Below are 16,332 nucleotides of genomic sequence, written 5' to 3' on the forward strand. Positions count from 1 at the left end.
ACACACCACAGGGGCGGCACGCCACGGCACTTTCAACCAATAAAAAATTGGTATCAACAAACTTGGCACACTATTGAGTTCTCAAACAACAGGAGCACCCGGCACCAGGACGACCCTCTCAGGCCCTCCATCGCTCCGGAGCAACTTTTCTAACTTACCCGCGCCGGCAGTCCTTGTCAAACTGCCCTGTCCGTTCCTCCCGTTGGCGAGTGCCTTCGGTCGGTTCCGGCGGGGCGGCCCTACCGCCCTGCGCGGCTTTAAACTCTAGCACCGGACGGCGCGGATGTAAATTCCACTGCCGTTCATCTTTCCGCCACCCGGGGCCGGCCACCGGCCGACGGCTTCAGGTACACCACCCCCAGCGGGGGCACCCGCAGGGTTGCCGAAGCGGGGCTGTCCTTCCAGCCGCCTTCCAGGGCTGTGACGGCACCACCGTTGACGACTCCGGATCCGCCGTATTCGGCCGCGTCGGTGTTCAAGGCCTCGTCCCATTCGCCCGCCCACGGCATGCCGAGCCGGAATCCTTCGTGCGGGGCGCCGGAGAAGTTGGCCACGCAGACCAGCGGGTTTCCCTGCTGGTCCCAGCGGATGAAGGACAGCGTGTTGTGCGCGCCGTCGTTCTCATCGATCCACTGGAAGCCGGCCGGCTCATTGTCGCGCTCGTACAAAGCCGGCGTGGAGCGGTAAATCCCGTTGAGGTTGCGGACCAGGTGCTGCAGCCCCTTGTGCGGAACATTTTCGGAGAGCCACCAGTCCAACCCATGCTGTTCGGACCATTCGGACTCTTGGCCGAATTCGGTTCCCATGAAAATCAGTTGCTTGCCCGGATGCGCCCATTGGAATGCCAGGTAGGCGCGCAGGTTGGCCAACTGCTGCCAGCGATCGCCCGGCATCTTGCGCAGCATCGACCCCTTGCCGTGGACCACTTCGTCATGGCTGATCGGCAGCAGGAAGTTCTCCGTGTAGGCATAGACCATCGAGAAGGTGGCCTTGCCGTGGTGATACATCCGGTTGACCGGGTCCTCGGCGATGTATTCCAGCGTGTCGTGCATCCAGCCCATGTTCCACTTCAGCCCGAAGCCGAGGCCGCCCGCGCTGGTCGGGCGGGTCACGCCGTCGAACGCGGTGGACTCTTCCGCGATCATGACGATGCCCGGCACCCGCTTGTACGCGGTGGCGTTGACCTCCTGCAGGAAGGAAATGGCCTCCAGGTTTTCGCGGCCGCCATGGATGTTGGGGAACCACTCCCCCTCCTTGCGCGAGTAGTCGCGGTACAGCATGGAGGCCACCGCATCCACCCGGAGTCCGTCGATGTGGAATTCCTCCAGCCAGTACAGCGCGTTCGCGACCAGGAAGTTGCGCACCTCGCGGCGGCCGAAGTCAAAGATCAGCGTGCCCCAATCCGGGTGCTCGCCCAGCCGGGGGTCGCCGTGTTCATACAGCGGCTGGCCATCAAACCGGGCCAGCGCCCACTCGTCCTTGGGGAAGTGCGCCGGCACCCAGTCCAGGATGACGCCGATGCCGGCCTGGTGCAGTCGGTCCACCAGGTACTTGAAGTCGTCCGGGTGCCCGAATCGCGAGGTCGGCGCGTAATAGGAGGTGACCTGGTAGCCCCACGATCCTCCGAACGGATGCTCGGCCACGGGCATGAACTCCACGTGCGTGAAGCCCTGCCAGCTGACGTATTCGGCGAGCTGGTCGGCCAGCTGCCGGTAGTCCAGCCCCAGCCGCCACGACCCCAGGTGCACTTCGTATACGCTCATCGGCCCGTTGTGCGGGTCGCGGGCGGCACGCCGCTCCATCCATTCCTGGTCGCCGAAGCGGTAGTGCGATTCGACCACGCGGGAACCGGTCAACGGGGGGACCTCGGTCCAGCGGGCCATCGGGTCGGCCTTCTCCCGCCACTGGCCGTCCTGGCCCAGCAACTCGTACTTGTAGACGGCACCCGCCTCGACGCCGGGGATGAACAGTTCCCACACGCCGGATCCGCCCATCGAGCGCATCGCGTGCCGGGCGCCGTCCCAGTGGTTGAAGTCGCCCTTGACCCGGACGGCCCGGGCATTCGGCGCCCAGACTGCGAAGCTGGCCCCGGACGTGTCGCCCAGCGCGGAGTTATAGCGCCGCACGTGGGAACCGAGCGCGCTCCAGAGGGTCTCATGCCGGCCCTCACCGATCAGGTGCAGGTCGATTTCGCCCAGGCTGGGCAGATAGTGGTATGGGTCGTCGCTGATGGCGGGTGCACCGCCGTCGTACGCTACCTCGAGGCGGTAATCCGGAACGCGTCCCGGATCGTCGGCCGGAAAGACCGCCACCCAGATGCCCTCGTGCTCGTGTTCCATCGGCACGCGCAGGGACGGCGTGATCACGGTGACGGAATCGGCCAGCGGGCGCCGGGTGCGGACCGTGACGTGTCCGTGGTCGTCCAGGTGGGCGCCGAGGACGGCGTGCGGCTGGTGGTAGGACCCGTGCGCGACGGCGGAGAGCACCTCCTGCTCGACATGCACCGGGGTGCCGGATCGGCTGCCCGCCGGCGATGCCGGCCCGGGCCGGGACGGCTCCGCGGCGGTGGAGTGCACGGGACGGGCCCGCCGACCGGAACCGGTGGCCGCGCCGGAGGTGTTGGCGGCGGCGGTGGTTCCGGCCGCGGCTGCGCCGGCGGCGGCGAAAGTCCCGCCGTTGCCCGCGGCCTGGTCCCGGTTGCCGGCTCCGGGCCGGTTGCCGGTGCCCGCGGCAACCTTGTCCTTGTTGCCGGTCCCGACCGGGGTGCCGGCTCCCGCCAGCGGTGCCAGCGCCTCGCGGACCCCGCGGACCGGCACCTGCACCCAGCGCGGGCGGTTGCGCTGTTCGTACACGACTTCGTAGAGGGCCTTGTCCAGGAGCAGCGCCCGGAAGAGCGTGGACGACGTGTCCACCGGCTCGCCCGTCCCTTCCCGGTAGCCGTCCAGGAACGCGGAGCTGGCCTGCGCCGCCCAGTTGTCGGCGGCGGCGCCGGCTGCATCGTCGGGCTCCGCGAGCCGGGCAACGCCGGCGGCGTAATCGAACGAGCGCAGCATCCCCACCACATCGCGCAGCGGCACGTCGTCGGTGCCGCGCTCCCCCATGGGCCGCAGCGGTTCGCCCTCGAAGTCAAGCACCACCCAGCCCCGCTGTGCCGAGAACAGCACCTGGCCCAGGTGGTAATCGCCGTGGATTCGCTGCAGCTGCGGCAGCTCAGTCACCTGGTCCAGCCGGTCCAGCAGTTCCTGCACCGCGTCGTCCAGGGGCCCCACGGACGCACCCGCCTGGGCCCAGCCCCAGCGGATCCGTTCCGCCAGCGCGGTCTTGAAAGCTTCGACGGCCTTGGCATCCGCCGGGTAGGCGCCGGCCGCGTCGCGCAGGCTGCGGTGGATCCGTCCGGTGACGGCTCCGAGCTCGCGGGCCTGGGAGCTGAAGTCCGTGCCGTCCAGGGCGGAGCCCGACGCGGTGCGCCAGGCATCCTGGCTGTCCGGAATGAATTCCCGCAGCACGCTCAGGTGGCCGGTATCCCACAGGCGGTCGCTGCCATCGTTGTCCTGTCCGGGAGTGTGCCACCCGCCGGTGACCCACCCGTAGGTGACCGGGACTTCACGGCATCCGGCCTCCGTGAGCAGCACGCCGACTTCGACGTCCGGATTGGTGCCGGCTTCCAACACCCGGAAGAACTTCACGATCAGCGGGCCTTGGTCGGACTCCACCACCACCGAAGTGTTCGACTGCTCTCCCAGCAGCACGGAGGCCTGCAGCCCGGTGGTGAACTCCGGCCAGGATTCGAACCCGGCCCCGGCATGGCCCCGGGTATGCCCGTCGCCGGTCACCAGCTGCCGCCGCATCAGCTCCAGCCAGGCGGCCACGAACACCGGGTCGTGGGCGCCGTCGTAGATCCAGCGCTCCCCGGAATCGCCCGCAGCACCGCCGGCCGCCCCCGCGGCGCCGCCCGCGCGGTCGTCCGCCCCGGCGGTCTCGCCCTCGTGGCTGGTTGCCGCCCAGGTGTCCTCGGTGCCCTGCTGCGCGCGCCCCAGCAGGGCCGCCTCACCACCGGCCATGGGCTCCCGGCGGTAGCTCAGCGGCACGTTGACCACGTGGACTGCGTCGGCGGTGTGCACGGCCACGATGTGCACTTCCAGTCCCACCGCTCCGGCCGGGTCCTGCAACCGGATGCCGCCCAGCCGGTGCAGGACCGACTCTTGGCCCTTGGCGGGGAACCAGCGCTGGACGGGCAGCCACTGGTGCAGCAGTTCGGGAAGGCTCGGCGTGAATTCAGGCATGTGTTGCCACCTCTGTTCCTTCAGTCGCGGGTTTGATGACTGGGAGTGTCTCGGTCTGTGGAGATGCCAGGTTGGACGCGGCCGAACGCAGCCGCAACCAGAAGAAGTCGTGGCTGCCCAGCGTCAGCGTGAGCTGGCCGGCGTCGTCAAAGGCGGGGAACGGGACGCCTCCGAACGTGTCGCGCAGACCGCGGCCAGCGAATTCGGGCAGCCGCAGCGGTGCCGCCACGGGGTGCTGGGACAGGTTGAACACGCACAGCAGCACCTCTTTCTCCAGGCCCTCCGCATTGCCCTCCGGCACTTCCCGCAAAAAGGCCAGCACCGATTCCGAGTCCACCGGCACGTTCCGGTAGGTACCCAGGCCGAAGGCGGGATGGGCCTTGCGGACCGCGAGCATCTGGCGCACCCAGTGCAGCAGCGAGCTGTTGTGCGCCAACTGCGCCTCAACGTTGACGTAGTTGTAGTGGTAGACCAGCGACTGCACCACCGGCAGGTACAGCTTGCCGGGGTCCGCGGTGGAGAACCCGGCGTTGCGGTCGGGGTTCCACTGCATCGGCGTGCGGGAGGCATCGCGGTCTTCGAGCCAGATGTTGTCGCCCATGCCGATCTCGTCCCCGTAATAAAGGAACGGGCTGCCCGGCAGCGACAGCAGCAGCGCGTGAATCAGTTCGATCTCGGCGCGCGAGTTGTCCAGCAGCGGGGCCAGCCGGCGGCGGATTCCGATGTTGGACCGCATCCGGGAATCCGGTGCATACCAGCCGAACATCGCCTCACGCTCTTCGCGGGTGACCATTTCCAGCGTCAGTTCGTCGTGGTTGCGCAGGAAGGTTCCCCACTGCGCTCCGGCCGGGATGGCCGGTGTTTGCTCCATGGTGGCAATGATCGGGGCGGCCTTTTGGTCCCGGAGGGCGTAATACAGCCGGGGCATGATCGGGAAGTGGAAGGCCATATGGCATTCGGGGCGCAGCCCGCCGTCGCCGTCCGGCTGGCCGAAGTATTCCACCACCTCGTGCGGCAGCTGGTTGGCTTCGGCGATGATCACGCGGCCGGGGTATTCCGTGTCCACCAGTGCGCGCAGGTCCTGCAGGAAGGCGTGCGTGGCGGGCAGGTTTTCGCAGTTGGTCCCGTCTTCCTCGAACAGGTACGGGATGGCGTCCGCGCGAAAACCGTCAATCCCCTGGTCCAGCCAGAACCGTACGACGTCGAACAGTGCCTCGATCACCTTGGGGTTTTCGAAGTTCAGGTCCGGCTGGTGGCTGAAGAAGCGGTGCCAGTAGAACTGACGGCGGATCGGGTCGAACGCCCAGTTGGAATCCTCGCTGTCCACGAAGATGATCCGCGCGTCCTGGTATTTCTCGTCGGTGTCGGACCAGACATAGAAGTCTCCGTACGGCCCCTCCGGGTCCCGCCGGGACTGTTCGAACCAGTCGTGCTTGTCCGACGTGTGGTTTATCGGCAGGTCGATGATCACCCGGACTCCGCGGGCATGTGCCTCCGCCACCAGGCGCTTGAAGTCGCCGATGGTGCCGAACTCGTCCAGCACGTCGAAGTAGTTCGCGACGTCGTATCCACCGTCGCGCAACGGGGAGGTGAAGAACGGCGGAATCCACAGGCAGTCGACGCCCAGCCACTGCAGGTAGTCGAGCTTGTCGATCAGCCCGGAGAAGTCGCCCGATCCGTCCCCGTTGGAGTCCGCGAAGCCCCGCAACAGCACCTCGTAAAACACTGCCTTGCGGTACCAGTGCGGGTCATGCGGCAGCCCCGGAGCATGCAGCTGGAAGGGGCTGGCCATCAGCGGTTCCTTCGGATGTGCAGGATGTGGGCGGGTTCCACGTGTGCGTCCAGCCGCACATAGTTGTGTTCGCCCCAGCGCCAGCTCTGCCCGCTGAGCAGGTCGTCCACCCAGAACGTGCCGTCGTCGTTGAAGTCCTCGTCCCGCAGCCCCAGCGCCGCCAGATCCAGCGAGACCGTCGACTCGCGCGCGCTGTGCGGGTCCACGTTGACGACGACGATGACCGTGTCCCGCCCGCCGCCGTGGCCTTGGGGCAGGTGCGCCTTGTGCTTGGAGTACACCACCGTGGCCGGGTCGGTGCTGCGGTGCACGGTGAGGTTGCCCAGGTCCCCCAGCGCCGGGTGGGCCCGCCGGATGGTGTTCAGCCGGGTCAGGTACGGCGCGAGCGAGCGTCCCTCGGCCTCCGCGGCGGCGAAGTCGCGGGCCTTGTACTCGTACTTTTCGTTGTCGATGTATTCCTCGGCGCCCGGCCGGGCCACGTGCTCGTACAGTTCGAAACCGGCGTACACGCCCCAGAGCGGGCTGGCCGTGGCCGCCAGCACCGCCCGGACCTTGAACGCGGCGGGGCCGCCGTACTGCAGGTACTCGGTGAGGATGTCAGGGGTGTTGACGAAGAAGTTTGGCCGGAAGAACGGTGCCGTCTCGTGGCTGACTTCGGTGAAATACTCTTCGATCTCTTCCTTGGTGTTGCGCCAGGTGAAGTAGCTGTAGGACTGCTGGAAGCCGGCGCGGCCCAGCGCGTGCATTATGGCCGGGCGGGTGAAAGCCTCGGCCAGGAAGACCACCTCCGGGTGGTCGCGGTTCACCGTTCCGATCAGCCATTCCCAGAACCACAAGGGCTTGGTGTGCGGGTTGTCCACCCGGAAGATTTTGACTCCGTGCGAGATCCACAGCTTCACGATCCGCAGGACCTCTTCGGAAAGGCCGCGCGGGTCGTTATCGAAATTCAGCGGATAGATGTCCTGGTATTTCTTCGGCGGATTCTCCGCGTAGGCAATCGTGCCGTCGGCCCGGGTGGTGAACCATTCGGGATGCTCTGTGGCCCACGGGTGGTCCGGGGCAGCCTGCAGGGCCAGGTCCAGGGCCACCTCCATGCCGAGCGCCTCGGCAGCGGCCACAAAGGCGTCGAACTGCTCGAATCCGCCCAGGTCGGGGTGGATGGCGTCGTGCCCGCCGTCCTTGGATCCGATGGCCCAGGGCGATCCGGGGTCGCCAGGACCGGCGGTCAGCGTGTTGTTCGGTCCCTTGCGGTTGACCTCGCCGATCGGGTGGATCGGCGGCAGGTACACCACGTCGAATCCCATGGCGGCAACGGCCGGAAGCCGCTCGGCCGCCGTCGTAAAGTCGCCGGACGTCCAGGTCCCGTCCGCCGGGTCGTAATGTGCGCCCTCGGAGCGCGGGAAGAATTCGTACCAGGCGCCGCGGCCGGCGCGTTCACGCTCCACCAGGATGGGGTACTGCTTCGAGGGGCTGACCAGGCTGCGGATGGGGTGGCTGTTCACGGCGTCCAGCACGGCGTTCGAGGTTCCGGCGGCCAAACGTTCATGCACGGTGAGCGATTCGTCGCCGAGCGCGGCGGCAGCATCGCGCAACACCTGCGCGTTGCCCTCCGGCCGCCCGCCCTGGCCAGCGGCCTGGTCCAGCAGCAGCCGGCCCTCGGCGAGCATGAGTTCCACGTCCACGCCGGCGGCAATCTTGACCTCGGCGTTGTGCCGCCAGGTGGCGTAATTGTCTCCCCAGCCTTCGACGTGGAAGGTCCACAGGCCGGTGCCGGTGGGCCGGAGCGTGCCGTGCCAGCGGTCGGTGCCGGGCGCGCCCGGCGTGAGTCTTGCCCGCTGGACGGGCTGGCCGTCCGGGTCGAACAACACCGCGGTGGCGCCGATCTTGTCGTGCCCCTCGCGGAAGACGGTAGCGGCTACCTCTATGTCCTCGCCCGGGATCGCCTTGGCCGGAAACTCGCCGCCGCCGACGACGGGCCAGACGTCGACAACCGGTATCCGGCCAAACTTCAGGCGCGCGGCTGGCTGGGTTGTACTGTGCTCCTGCATCGAAGTCGTCACAAGACAGACGTTAGCGAGATTCCTTCCCGATTGCGAAGGACCCTTACCCCTTGCGACCGTGTTGACGGCCAGTTCGGCGGGCATTCACCCGCCGGCCATCACCGGCGCAGGGATGTGCGCTAGCCTAGGCCGGGTGAAGGCAATCCGCAGATTTACTGTCCGAACTGTCCTCCCCGAGAGCATTGCTCCGTTGGCCCGCTTGGCGGGCAACCTCCGCTGGTCCTGGCACCGGCCCACCCAGCAGCTGTTTGAACAGCTGGATCGGCAGGCCTGGGCCGAGGTGCGCGAGGATCCCGTCGCCCTGCTGGGCTCCTTCACCCGGGAACGGCTGCGCGCTCTGGCCGACGACCGGGACGTGGTGGCGCGGGTGCGCGAGCTGGACGCCGACCTGGAGCAGTACTTGGCCGAGGACCGCTGGTACCAGACGCTGGGAGCGGACGCACCGGCGTCGATCGCTTACTTCTCCCCCGAGTACGGGGTCTCCCATGTGCTTCCGCAGTACTCCGGCGGCCTGGGCATCCTGGCCGGCGACCATCTGAAGGCCGCCTCCGATCTGGGCGTGCCCCTTGTGGGCGTGGGCCTGCTCTACGCCGCCGGCTACTTCATGCAGTCGCTGAGCCGCGATGCCTGGCAGCAGGAAACCTACCCCGTGCTGGACCCGGACGGTTTGCCGTTGACGCTGCTGCGCGAGGCGGACGGGCAGCCCGCCCAGGTCACGCTGCCGCTGCCGAACGGGCGCAGGCTCGGCGCCTACATCTGGCGCGCCGACGTGGGCCGGGTGCCGCTGCTGCTGCTGGATTCCAACATCCCGGGCAACGACGAGGCCGCCCGCGGCATCACCGACCGGCTCTACGGTGGAGGCGGCGACCACCGCCTGCAGCAGGAGCTGCTGCTGGGCATGGGCGGCGTGAAGGCGCTGCGCATCCACCAGCGGCTCACCGGCGCCCCGGCCCCGGAGGTCTACCACACGAACGAAGGGCACGCGGGCTTCCTGGGGATCGAACGCATCCAGGAGTTGGCGGCCGCCGGGTTGACGTGGGATGAGGCGCTGGCCGCCGGCCGCGCCAACACCGTGTTCACCACGCACACGCCGGTGCCCGCGGGCATCGACCGGTTCGACAAGGCACAGATCCAGCACTTCTTCAGTGCGGGCCTGGCCCCGGATGTACCCACCGCCAAGATCCTGGAACTCGGGGACGAGAATTACGACGGCGGAGATCCGTCCAAGTTCAATATGGCCGTGATGGGCCTGCGGCTGGCGCAGCGGGCCAACGGCGTGGCCAAGCTGCACGGTGTGGTCTCCCGCGGCATGTTCTCGGGGCTCTGGCCGGGCTTCGACCAGGAGGAAGTGCCGATCAGCTCGGTCACCAACGGCGTGCATGTGCCGACCTGGGTGGATCCCCGGATCGCGGAGTTCGCGCGGTCGGCGTTCGGCGACGAGACGGTCATCGCCCGCCAGTGGGACCGCGTTTACGACGTGTCCGACGAAGACATCTGGGCGCTGCGCCGGAGCCTGCGGACGGCCCTGATCGAGGATGTCCGCCGCCGGCTGCGTGCCTCCTGGAAGAAGCGGGGGGCCGCGGATGCGGAGCTGGCGTGGACCGACGCCGTGCTGGACCCGGACGTACTGACCATCGGTTTCGCCCGCCGGGTGCCGACCTACAAGCGGCTGACCCTGATGCTGCGCGATCCGGCCCGGCTCAAGGCGTTGCTGCTGCACCCGGAACGGCCGGTCCAGCTGGTCATCGCGGGCAAGTCCCACCCGGCGGACGAACAGGGCAAGCGGATGATCCAGGACCTGGTCCGCTTCACCGACGACCCCGAGGTGCGGCACCGGATCGTGTTCCTGCCCAACTACGACATCGCCATGGCGCGCACGCTCTTCCCGGGCTGCGATGTTTGGCTGAACAACCCCCTGCGCCCGCTGGAGGCCTGCGGGACGTCCGGCATGAAGGCCGCGATCAACGGCGGACTGAATCTCTCCGTGCTGGACGGCTGGTGGGACGAGATGTACGACGGCGACAACGGCTGGGCGATTCCGACGGCGAACCCTTCCACCGGCCCCCGGACGGCCGACATGTTCACCCCCGACGAGCGCGACGATATTGAAGCCGCCGCACTCTACGACCTCATTGAGCACCACGTGGCACCCCGTTTCTATGCCGCCGAGGTCTCCGAAGGCGCAGGCGCTGCCGGGCCGTCCGAGCCGGTGGCGAACGATACCGTCCCGCACCAGTGGATCGCGATGATCAAACACACGCTGGCCAATCTGGGACCGGCGGTTTCCGCCGAACGGATGCTGCACGACTACGTGGAGCAGCTCTACCGTCCGGCCTGGGCATCCGGCAGGACGGCCCGGGCGGACGATTTTGCGGCGGCGAAGGAACTGGCGGCATGGACCAGCCGGGTCCACGCCGCTTGGGACGACGTGTCGGTGGAGCACGTGGACTCGATGGGCATCACGGACGAGCCGCAGATCGGCGAGTCGCTGACGGTCAATGCCTACGTCCGGCTCGGATCCCTGGCGCCGGACAGCGTCACCGTCCAGGTGGTGCACGGCCAGGTCACCGAAAACGACGACCTCGCGCAGACCTCCAGCGACGAACTGGCCGTCAGCGACCAGTTGGGCGACGGCCGTTATCTCTTCACCGGCCCGGTGACCATCGACCGGTCCGGGTCGTTCGGGTACAGCGTGCGGGTGCTGCCCAAGCACCCGGCGCTGGCGAACCAGGCCGAACTCGGTTTGGTTTCCAACGCCACCGGCTGAGCCACGCCAACGTCGCCCCCGACGCCGCTCGCGTCCGCCGCCGGCGCGAGCGGCGTTCGGGGAGGGCCGCGGAACGGCTGAAACGTCACTATCCGGCAGTTTGTTTAATTCCGCTAAAGACCGCACGTTCATGCCGATTTCGAGCGGAAATAAGCGCCTTCGTACGTCCTTCTGTGTGTCTCACCCCTTTATTATCAGCATGCTGACTAATAGCATGAGGGTGTTCCGTCCGAACGGACTACGAAGGAGGCGAACATGGGCACGAGCACCGACCGGGAGGCACCACCGCCGGACCACGAGGACAAGCCGCAGCAGCCGCAGCAGGTAAAGAAGGCTTCGTGGAAGTACATCCTCCGCAAGACCATTCGGGAATTTTCCGATGACAACTGCACCGATCTTGCGGCGGCACTGACGTACTACGCAGTGCTGTCCCTGTTCCCCGGCCTGCTGGCGTTGGTTTCCATTCTGGGGCTCGTCGGACAGGCGGAACAGACCACCAACGCCATGATGAGCATGCTCGGGCAGGTAGCACCGGCCCAGGCAGTGGAGGTCATCCAACAGCCAATCCAACAACTGGCCAGCGCCCCGGGAGCCGGGCTCGCGTTCGTCGTCGGCCTGGTCGGTGCCCTCTGGTCGGCCTCCGGCTACGTCAACGCCTTCGCCCGGGCCATGAACCGGATCTACGAGGTCGAGGAAGGCCGGCCGTTCTGGGTACTTCGCCCGGTGATGCTGCTGATCACCGTCGTGGTGCTGCTGCTGGCCGTGCTGACGCTGCTGATGCTGGTGGTGTCCGGCCCGATTGCGGAGGCGATCGGATCGGTGATCGGACTCGGCGAGGCGGCGGTGACCGCCTGGAACATCGCCAAATGGCCGGTCGTCGTCATCTTCGCCGTGGTGATCGTGGCCGTGTTGTACTACGCGACGCCCAACGTGAAGCAGCCAAAGTTCCGCTGGATGAGCCTTGGCGCCCTCCTGGCGCTGATTGTGCTGGCCCTGGCGACCCTTGGCTTCGCCTTCTACGTAGCCAACTTCGGCAACTACAACGCGACCTACGGAGCCATCGGCGGCGTGATCGTCCTGCTGCTGTGGTTCTGGCTGGCGAACCTCGCCCTGCTGTTCGGCGCGGAGTTTGATGCCGAGACGGAACGCGGCCGCGAACTGCAGGCCGGCATGGCTGCCGAAGAAAACATCCAACTGCCGGTCCGCGATAGCCGCAAGATCGACAAGAAGGCTGAGAAGGAAGAGGAGGACATTACACGGGGGCGCGATCTGCGCCGCAAGTTCGCGCATTCCGAGGAGGAATCCCGTGACAGTAGTTGATCAAGATCAGGACTGACAGGAAGAACCCGACAAGGAAAAGGAATTGCCATGACCACGAATCCACATTCCGGCAGTTACGACGAGGGCGCTCCCGTTTACCCGACAGGGGGCACGGCCGTCCCGCCACCCTCGAATCCCCCGTCCACCGGCCAGTCCAAGAGCGAGACAGCCAAGACCGAGGCGAGGGAAGTGGGGCGCGAAGGAGCCGAAGCGGGCCAGCAGGTTGCCGAGACTGCCAAGGACGAGGTTAAGCACGTAGCGCACGAAGCCAAGGAAAAGGCCCGCAACCTGATGTCAGAAATGGGCGATGGCATTCACAGCCAGGCCAACACGCAGCAGCAGCGCGTGGCTTCGGGGCTGCGGTCGATCGGGGAGGAGCTCAACTCCATGGCCCACAACTCCGAGCAGTCCGGGCCGGCGACCCGGTTGGTCGGCCAGGTGGCAGGCCGAGCCGACTCCGTCGCGGGGTGGCTGGAGAACCGCGATCCGGGATCGCTGCTCGACGAGGTCAAGCGTTTTGCCCGGCGACGTCCCGGTGCCTTCCTTGCGATCGCGGCAGGAGCCGGCGTCCTGGCCGGGCGGCTGACCAAGGGGCTCACCGCCGACAGCGGATCAGCCAGCGGCTCCATGACGGGCAGGCAAGTGGGCACGCACCGTGCCACCACCGGTTCGGTCTACGGCACGGCCGGGGCCGGCAGCTATGAAGCCCAAAGCGCCGAAGGTTTTGCGGCGCCCGGGGCGCAGACTGGTTCCGCCCTCGGCGGTGCACCGGCACAGCCTGAAACCACCTACCCCGTGGGCGAACCGCCCGTCGGGGGCCGCGGCACCGCCATCCCGGAGCGGAACCCCTATGAGGACGGAGGGACTCGATGAGTCACCAGCAAGTGCCCGGTGCGGATTCCGGCGAACCTACGCGGGTGCCCGGCCAGGATGCCGCCCAACCTACCCGGGCGGAAATTAAGGCCGAAAACGAATCCTTGGGCGACCTGCTCAGCCAGGTGAGCACGGACATCTCCGTCCTGATGCGCCAGGAACTGGAGCTGGCGAAGGCCGAGCTCAAGGAGACCGGCACCAAGGCCGGCAAGGGGGCAGGCATGCTGGGTGGAGCCGGCGTGGCCGGCCACTTCGTCCTCCTGTTCCTGTCCCTGGCCCTGTGGGCGCTCATCGCCGACGGGATCGGGTGGGCCTGGTCCGGCCTGATTGTGGCAGTCCTCTGGGCCATCATCGCTGCCATTCTCTATTCGCTCGGCCGCAAGCAGCTGAAGACGGTCGAAGGGATGCCCCAGACCACCGAGTCAGTAAAGCAGATTCCGGAAACATTGAAGCCAAGTGAGGAAGCGCTATGAGCCAGTCACCCGAAGAAATCCGAGCCGACATCGAACGCACCCGCGCCCGGCTGGGCACGGACGTCGACGCCGTGGCGGAGAAAGCGTCGCCGTCGAACATCGTCCACCGGCAGACGGACAAAGTGAAGGATTCCGTGGGCCGCGTCAAGGATAAGATCATGGGCGCCGCTGACGACGCCACCGGCGGCACCCGCTCCATGATGCACGACGCCGGCGAAATGGCCAGCGACGCCCCGCACCAGCTCGCCCGCAAGACCGAGGGCAACCCGGTAGCAGCCGGCCTGATCGCCTTCGGCGCCGGCTGGTTGCTGTCCTCGCTGTTCCCGGCCAGCCGGGTGGAGCAGCAGGCAGCCGACAAGGTCAAGGAACAGGCCGAACCGGTGGTGCAGGAAGTCAAGGACTCCGCCCGCCAGGTGGCCCAGGACATGAAGGAGCCGGCCCGCGAGGCAGCCGAAGACCTCAAGTCCTCGGCCCAGGACTCGGCGGGCAGGGTGAAGTCCGAAGGAACGTCCGCCGCCGAGGATGTGAAGCAGCGGGCACAGGAGGCCCGCGGCAACGTGCAGGAACCGCCCCGGCAGATCTAGGCCCTTCGTCCACGCTGCCTGACGGCCAGCATGCCGGCGCCGGGAGAGCCCTTGAGGCACTCCCGGCGCCGGCGCGTTTGCCTAGGAGCGGTAGATGGAGATGGTGCTCGCGCCCGCCACATCCATGTCGCCGCTGCGGACCGTGGCGCCGCGCCGGTGTTCCCCGTCGTGGGACGTGGTGTAGAGCAGCTCGAAGAGGTGCTTCCCGCCGCGGTGTTTGCCGAAGTCCTGCAGCGACTGCGGGGTGGGCATCACGATTTTCTGCGGCTGGCCTCCGCCGTTGATCACCACCAGTCCGTCGATCATGCCCTGGGGCGACCCCATCAGCAGCTGGACCAGGCGGCAGTCCGGGTTGTTCCAATCATCCGGAGTCATCGGTTCGCCGTCGGCGTTGAACCAGAGCAGGTAGGAACTTTCCGTCCGTGCCGGGTAGTTGTACGGCTGGTGCGCCAGGAAGGACCGGCGGAGTTGGATGAGCCGGCGGGTGGCATCGAACATCCGGTGTTCGCGCTCGTCCAGCTGCCAGTCGGTCCAGGCCAGCTCGTTGTCCTGGCAGTATGCGTTGTTGTTTCCCTGCTGGCTGCGGCCGATCTCGTCGCCGGCGCAGATCATGGGCACCCCGAGCGACAGCAACAGGGTAGCCATCAGGTTCCGGGCGCTCCGGTCCCTGGCGTCGAGGACCTGGCTGTCCCCCGTGTGCCCTTCGATGCCGTGGTTATAGCTGCGGTTATGGTCGTGGCCGTCGCGGTTTTCTTCGCCGTTGCCTTCGTTGTGCTTGCGGTCGTACGATGTCAGGTCGGCCAGTGTGAAGCCGTCATGGGCGGTCACGAAGTTCAGCGAGGCCAGCGCGGTGCGGCCGGAGCCGGCGAACAGTTCGGTGGATCCGGCCAGGCAGCCGGCCAGCCTCGCCACCGTCCCGGCCTGCCCGCCCGCCGCCAGCGCGGCTTGGTCCGCCAGCCAGAAATCGCGGACGGTATCGCGGAAGCGGTCGTTCCAGTCGGTCCACCCTGGCGGGAAGTGCCCCGTCTGCCAGCCGCCGTCGCCCACGTCCCACGGTTCCGAGATCAGCTTGGCTCCCGACAGCACCGAATCGGCGCCGACGGCCACCAGGAACGGGTGGCGGGGATCGAAATGGTTGTTTCCGTCGCGGGCCAGCGACACCGCCAGGTCGAAGCGGAAGCCGTCGATGTGGAACTCCTCCACCCAGTAACGGAGCGAATCGAGGGCCAACTGGATCACGCGCGGCTCGTTGAAGTTCATCGTGTTGCCGCAGCCGGTGGTGTCCAGGTAATTCCCGTGGCCGTCGTGCCGGTAGTACACGTGGTCCGCCAGCCCGCGGAAGGAGTAGGTGTCCTGGTCTTTGCCGCCCTCGGCCGTGTGGTTGTAGACCACGTCCAGGATCACCTCGAGGCCGGCGGCGTGCAACTGCTTGACCATGGTGCGGAACTCGTCCTGCACCGCCCGCGGCCCATCGGCCTGGGCGGCAGCGGTGGCGTACCCCGGCCAGAGGGCGAAGAAGCCGAGCGTGTTGTAGCCCCAGTAGTTGGCCAGTCCAAGGTTTTGCAGGTGCGGTTCGTCCAGGTGGTAGTGCACCGGCAGCAGCTCCACCGTGGTGATCCCCAGCTCCAGCAGGTACTGGATCATCACCGGGTGGGCAAGGCCGGCGTAGGTACCGCGCAGTTCCTCCGGGATGTCGGGGTGCAGCATCGTCTGGCCCTTGACATGGCACTCGTAGACCACCGTGTCCCGCCACGGCACGTGCGGGCGGGCGTCGTTCCCCCAGTCGAAACCGCCGGTGACGTACACCGAGCGCAGGACGCCGCCGTCGTCGTCGATGGCACGGCCGTAGGGGTCCAGCAGCAGCTGCCCGGACGCGGGCAGCTCTTCGCCGTGCGGCCAGAAGGCGTACCGGCTGCCGGCCTCCAGACCCTTGACCGTCCCGTGGTGGACGCCGTCGGTGAGTGCCGTCAGCTCGGCGCGCTGCCTGGCTCCTGAAGCATCCTCGAAGTGCACGTCCATGGTCCCGAACCCCGGGGCAAAGACCGCCACATTCACCGCTCCGGGAATCGGCGGCATGCCCGGGGCGGTGTCGCTGACGCCCAGCGGGAAGGCACGCGAAAGCTGCGCCTGGCGCGCGGGCGGCTCAGGGGAAAGGCTCTTGGCGTGACGGGCCAAAACGG

General features: G+C 67.5%; 9 protein-coding genes. 5 read left to right on the plus strand and 4 right to left on the minus strand.

Going from position 1 to position 16,332, the window contains the following annotated elements; translation table 11 throughout:
* Window positions 1–302: 302 nt before the first annotated feature.
* Genes glgB through AC5RVS_RS00015 form a run of 3 tightly spaced genes read right to left on the minus strand, consistent with a single transcriptional unit; the run spans window position 303 to window position 8,123 of the window.
* The gene (glgB, locus tag AC5RVS_RS00005; protein WP_494106626.1) at window positions 303–4,283 is read right to left on the minus strand and encodes a 1,4-alpha-glucan branching protein GlgB; all 3,981 of its coding nucleotides are present in this window, start codon (window positions 4,281–4,283) and stop codon (window positions 303–305) included.
* Complete coding sequence (treS, locus tag AC5RVS_RS00010; RefSeq protein ID WP_493988889.1) at window positions 4,276–6,075, minus strand: maltose alpha-D-glucosyltransferase; 1,800 nt, start codon at window positions 6,073–6,075, stop codon at window positions 4,276–4,278. The genes glgB and treS overlap by 8 nt, the downstream gene beginning before the upstream one ends.
* The gene (locus AC5RVS_RS00015) at window positions 6,075–8,123 is read right to left on the minus strand and encodes an alpha-1,4-glucan--maltose-1-phosphate maltosyltransferase (protein WP_494107286.1); all 2,049 of its coding nucleotides are present in this window, start codon (window positions 8,121–8,123) and stop codon (window positions 6,075–6,077) included. Before AC5RVS_RS00015 ends, treS begins: the two co-directional genes overlap by 1 nt.
* A 145-nt stretch (window positions 8,124–8,268) precedes the next feature.
* Between AC5RVS_RS00015 and glgP the strand changes: the two genes are divergently transcribed.
* The 5 genes from glgP to AC5RVS_RS00040 all read left to right on the plus strand — a co-directional run bounded on the left by glgP (window position 8,269) and on the right by AC5RVS_RS00040 (window position 14,152).
* Window positions 8,269–10,902, plus strand: a complete 2,634-nt coding sequence (glgP, locus tag AC5RVS_RS00020; protein ID WP_494106627.1) for an alpha-glucan family phosphorylase — start codon at window positions 8,269–8,271, stop codon at window positions 10,900–10,902.
* 255 nt (window positions 10,903–11,157) lie between these two features.
* On the plus strand, window positions 11,158–12,222 hold the full coding sequence (locus AC5RVS_RS00025; protein WP_493988887.1) for a YihY/virulence factor BrkB family protein: 1,065 nt from the start codon (window positions 11,158–11,160) through the stop codon (window positions 12,220–12,222).
* Window positions 12,223–12,270: 48 nt separating this feature from the next.
* On the plus strand, window positions 12,271–13,095 hold the full coding sequence (locus AC5RVS_RS00030) for a hypothetical protein (RefSeq protein ID WP_493988886.1): 825 nt from the start codon (window positions 12,271–12,273) through the stop codon (window positions 13,093–13,095).
* On the plus strand, window positions 13,092–13,568 hold the full coding sequence (locus tag AC5RVS_RS00035; protein ID WP_493988885.1) for a phage holin family protein: 477 nt from the start codon (window positions 13,092–13,094) through the stop codon (window positions 13,566–13,568). The genes AC5RVS_RS00030 and AC5RVS_RS00035 overlap by 4 nt, the downstream gene beginning before the upstream one ends.
* Window positions 13,565–14,152: a DUF3618 domain-containing protein gene (locus AC5RVS_RS00040; protein WP_494106628.1), complete on the plus strand. Its 588-nt coding sequence runs from the start codon at window positions 13,565–13,567 to the stop codon at window positions 14,150–14,152. Before AC5RVS_RS00035 ends, AC5RVS_RS00040 begins: the two co-directional genes overlap by 4 nt.
* Window positions 14,153–14,233: 81 nt before the next feature.
* Here AC5RVS_RS00040 and glgX read toward each other — a convergent pair whose 3' ends face one another.
* On the minus strand, window positions 14,234–16,228 hold the full coding sequence (glgX, locus tag AC5RVS_RS00045) for a glycogen debranching protein GlgX (RefSeq protein ID WP_494107287.1): 1,995 nt from the start codon (window positions 16,226–16,228) through the stop codon (window positions 14,234–14,236).
* Window positions 16,229–16,332 lie beyond the last annotated feature (104 nt).

The organism is Arthrobacter sp. Y3221048, from assembly GCF_059092685.1.

Bases quoted from the DNA above. Each gene is read 5' to 3' on its own strand.
- glgB (WP_494106626.1), bottom strand. From the start codon at position 4,283: ATGCCTGAATTCACGCCGAGCCTTCCCGAACTGCTGCACCAGTGGCTG.
- treS (WP_493988889.1), bottom strand. From the start codon at position 6,075: ATGGCCAGCCCCTTCCAGCTGCATGCTCCGGGGCTGCCGCATGACCCG.
- AC5RVS_RS00015 (WP_494107286.1), bottom strand. From the start codon at position 8,123: ATGCAGGAGCACAGTACAACCCAGCCAGCCGCGCGCCTGAAGTTTGGC.
- AC5RVS_RS00025 (WP_493988887.1), top strand. From the start codon at position 11,158: ATGGGCACGAGCACCGACCGGGAGGCACCACCGCCGGACCACGAGGAC.
- AC5RVS_RS00030 (WP_493988886.1), top strand. From the start codon at position 12,271: ATGACCACGAATCCACATTCCGGCAGTTACGACGAGGGCGCTCCCGTT.
- AC5RVS_RS00035 (WP_493988885.1), top strand. From the start codon at position 13,092: ATGAGTCACCAGCAAGTGCCCGGTGCGGATTCCGGCGAACCTACGCGG.
- AC5RVS_RS00040 (WP_494106628.1), top strand. From the start codon at position 13,565: ATGAGCCAGTCACCCGAAGAAATCCGAGCCGACATCGAACGCACCCGC.
- glgX (WP_494107287.1), bottom strand. From the start codon at position 16,228: ATGCCGCCGATTCCCGGAGCGGTGAATGTGGCGGTCTTTGCCCCGGGG.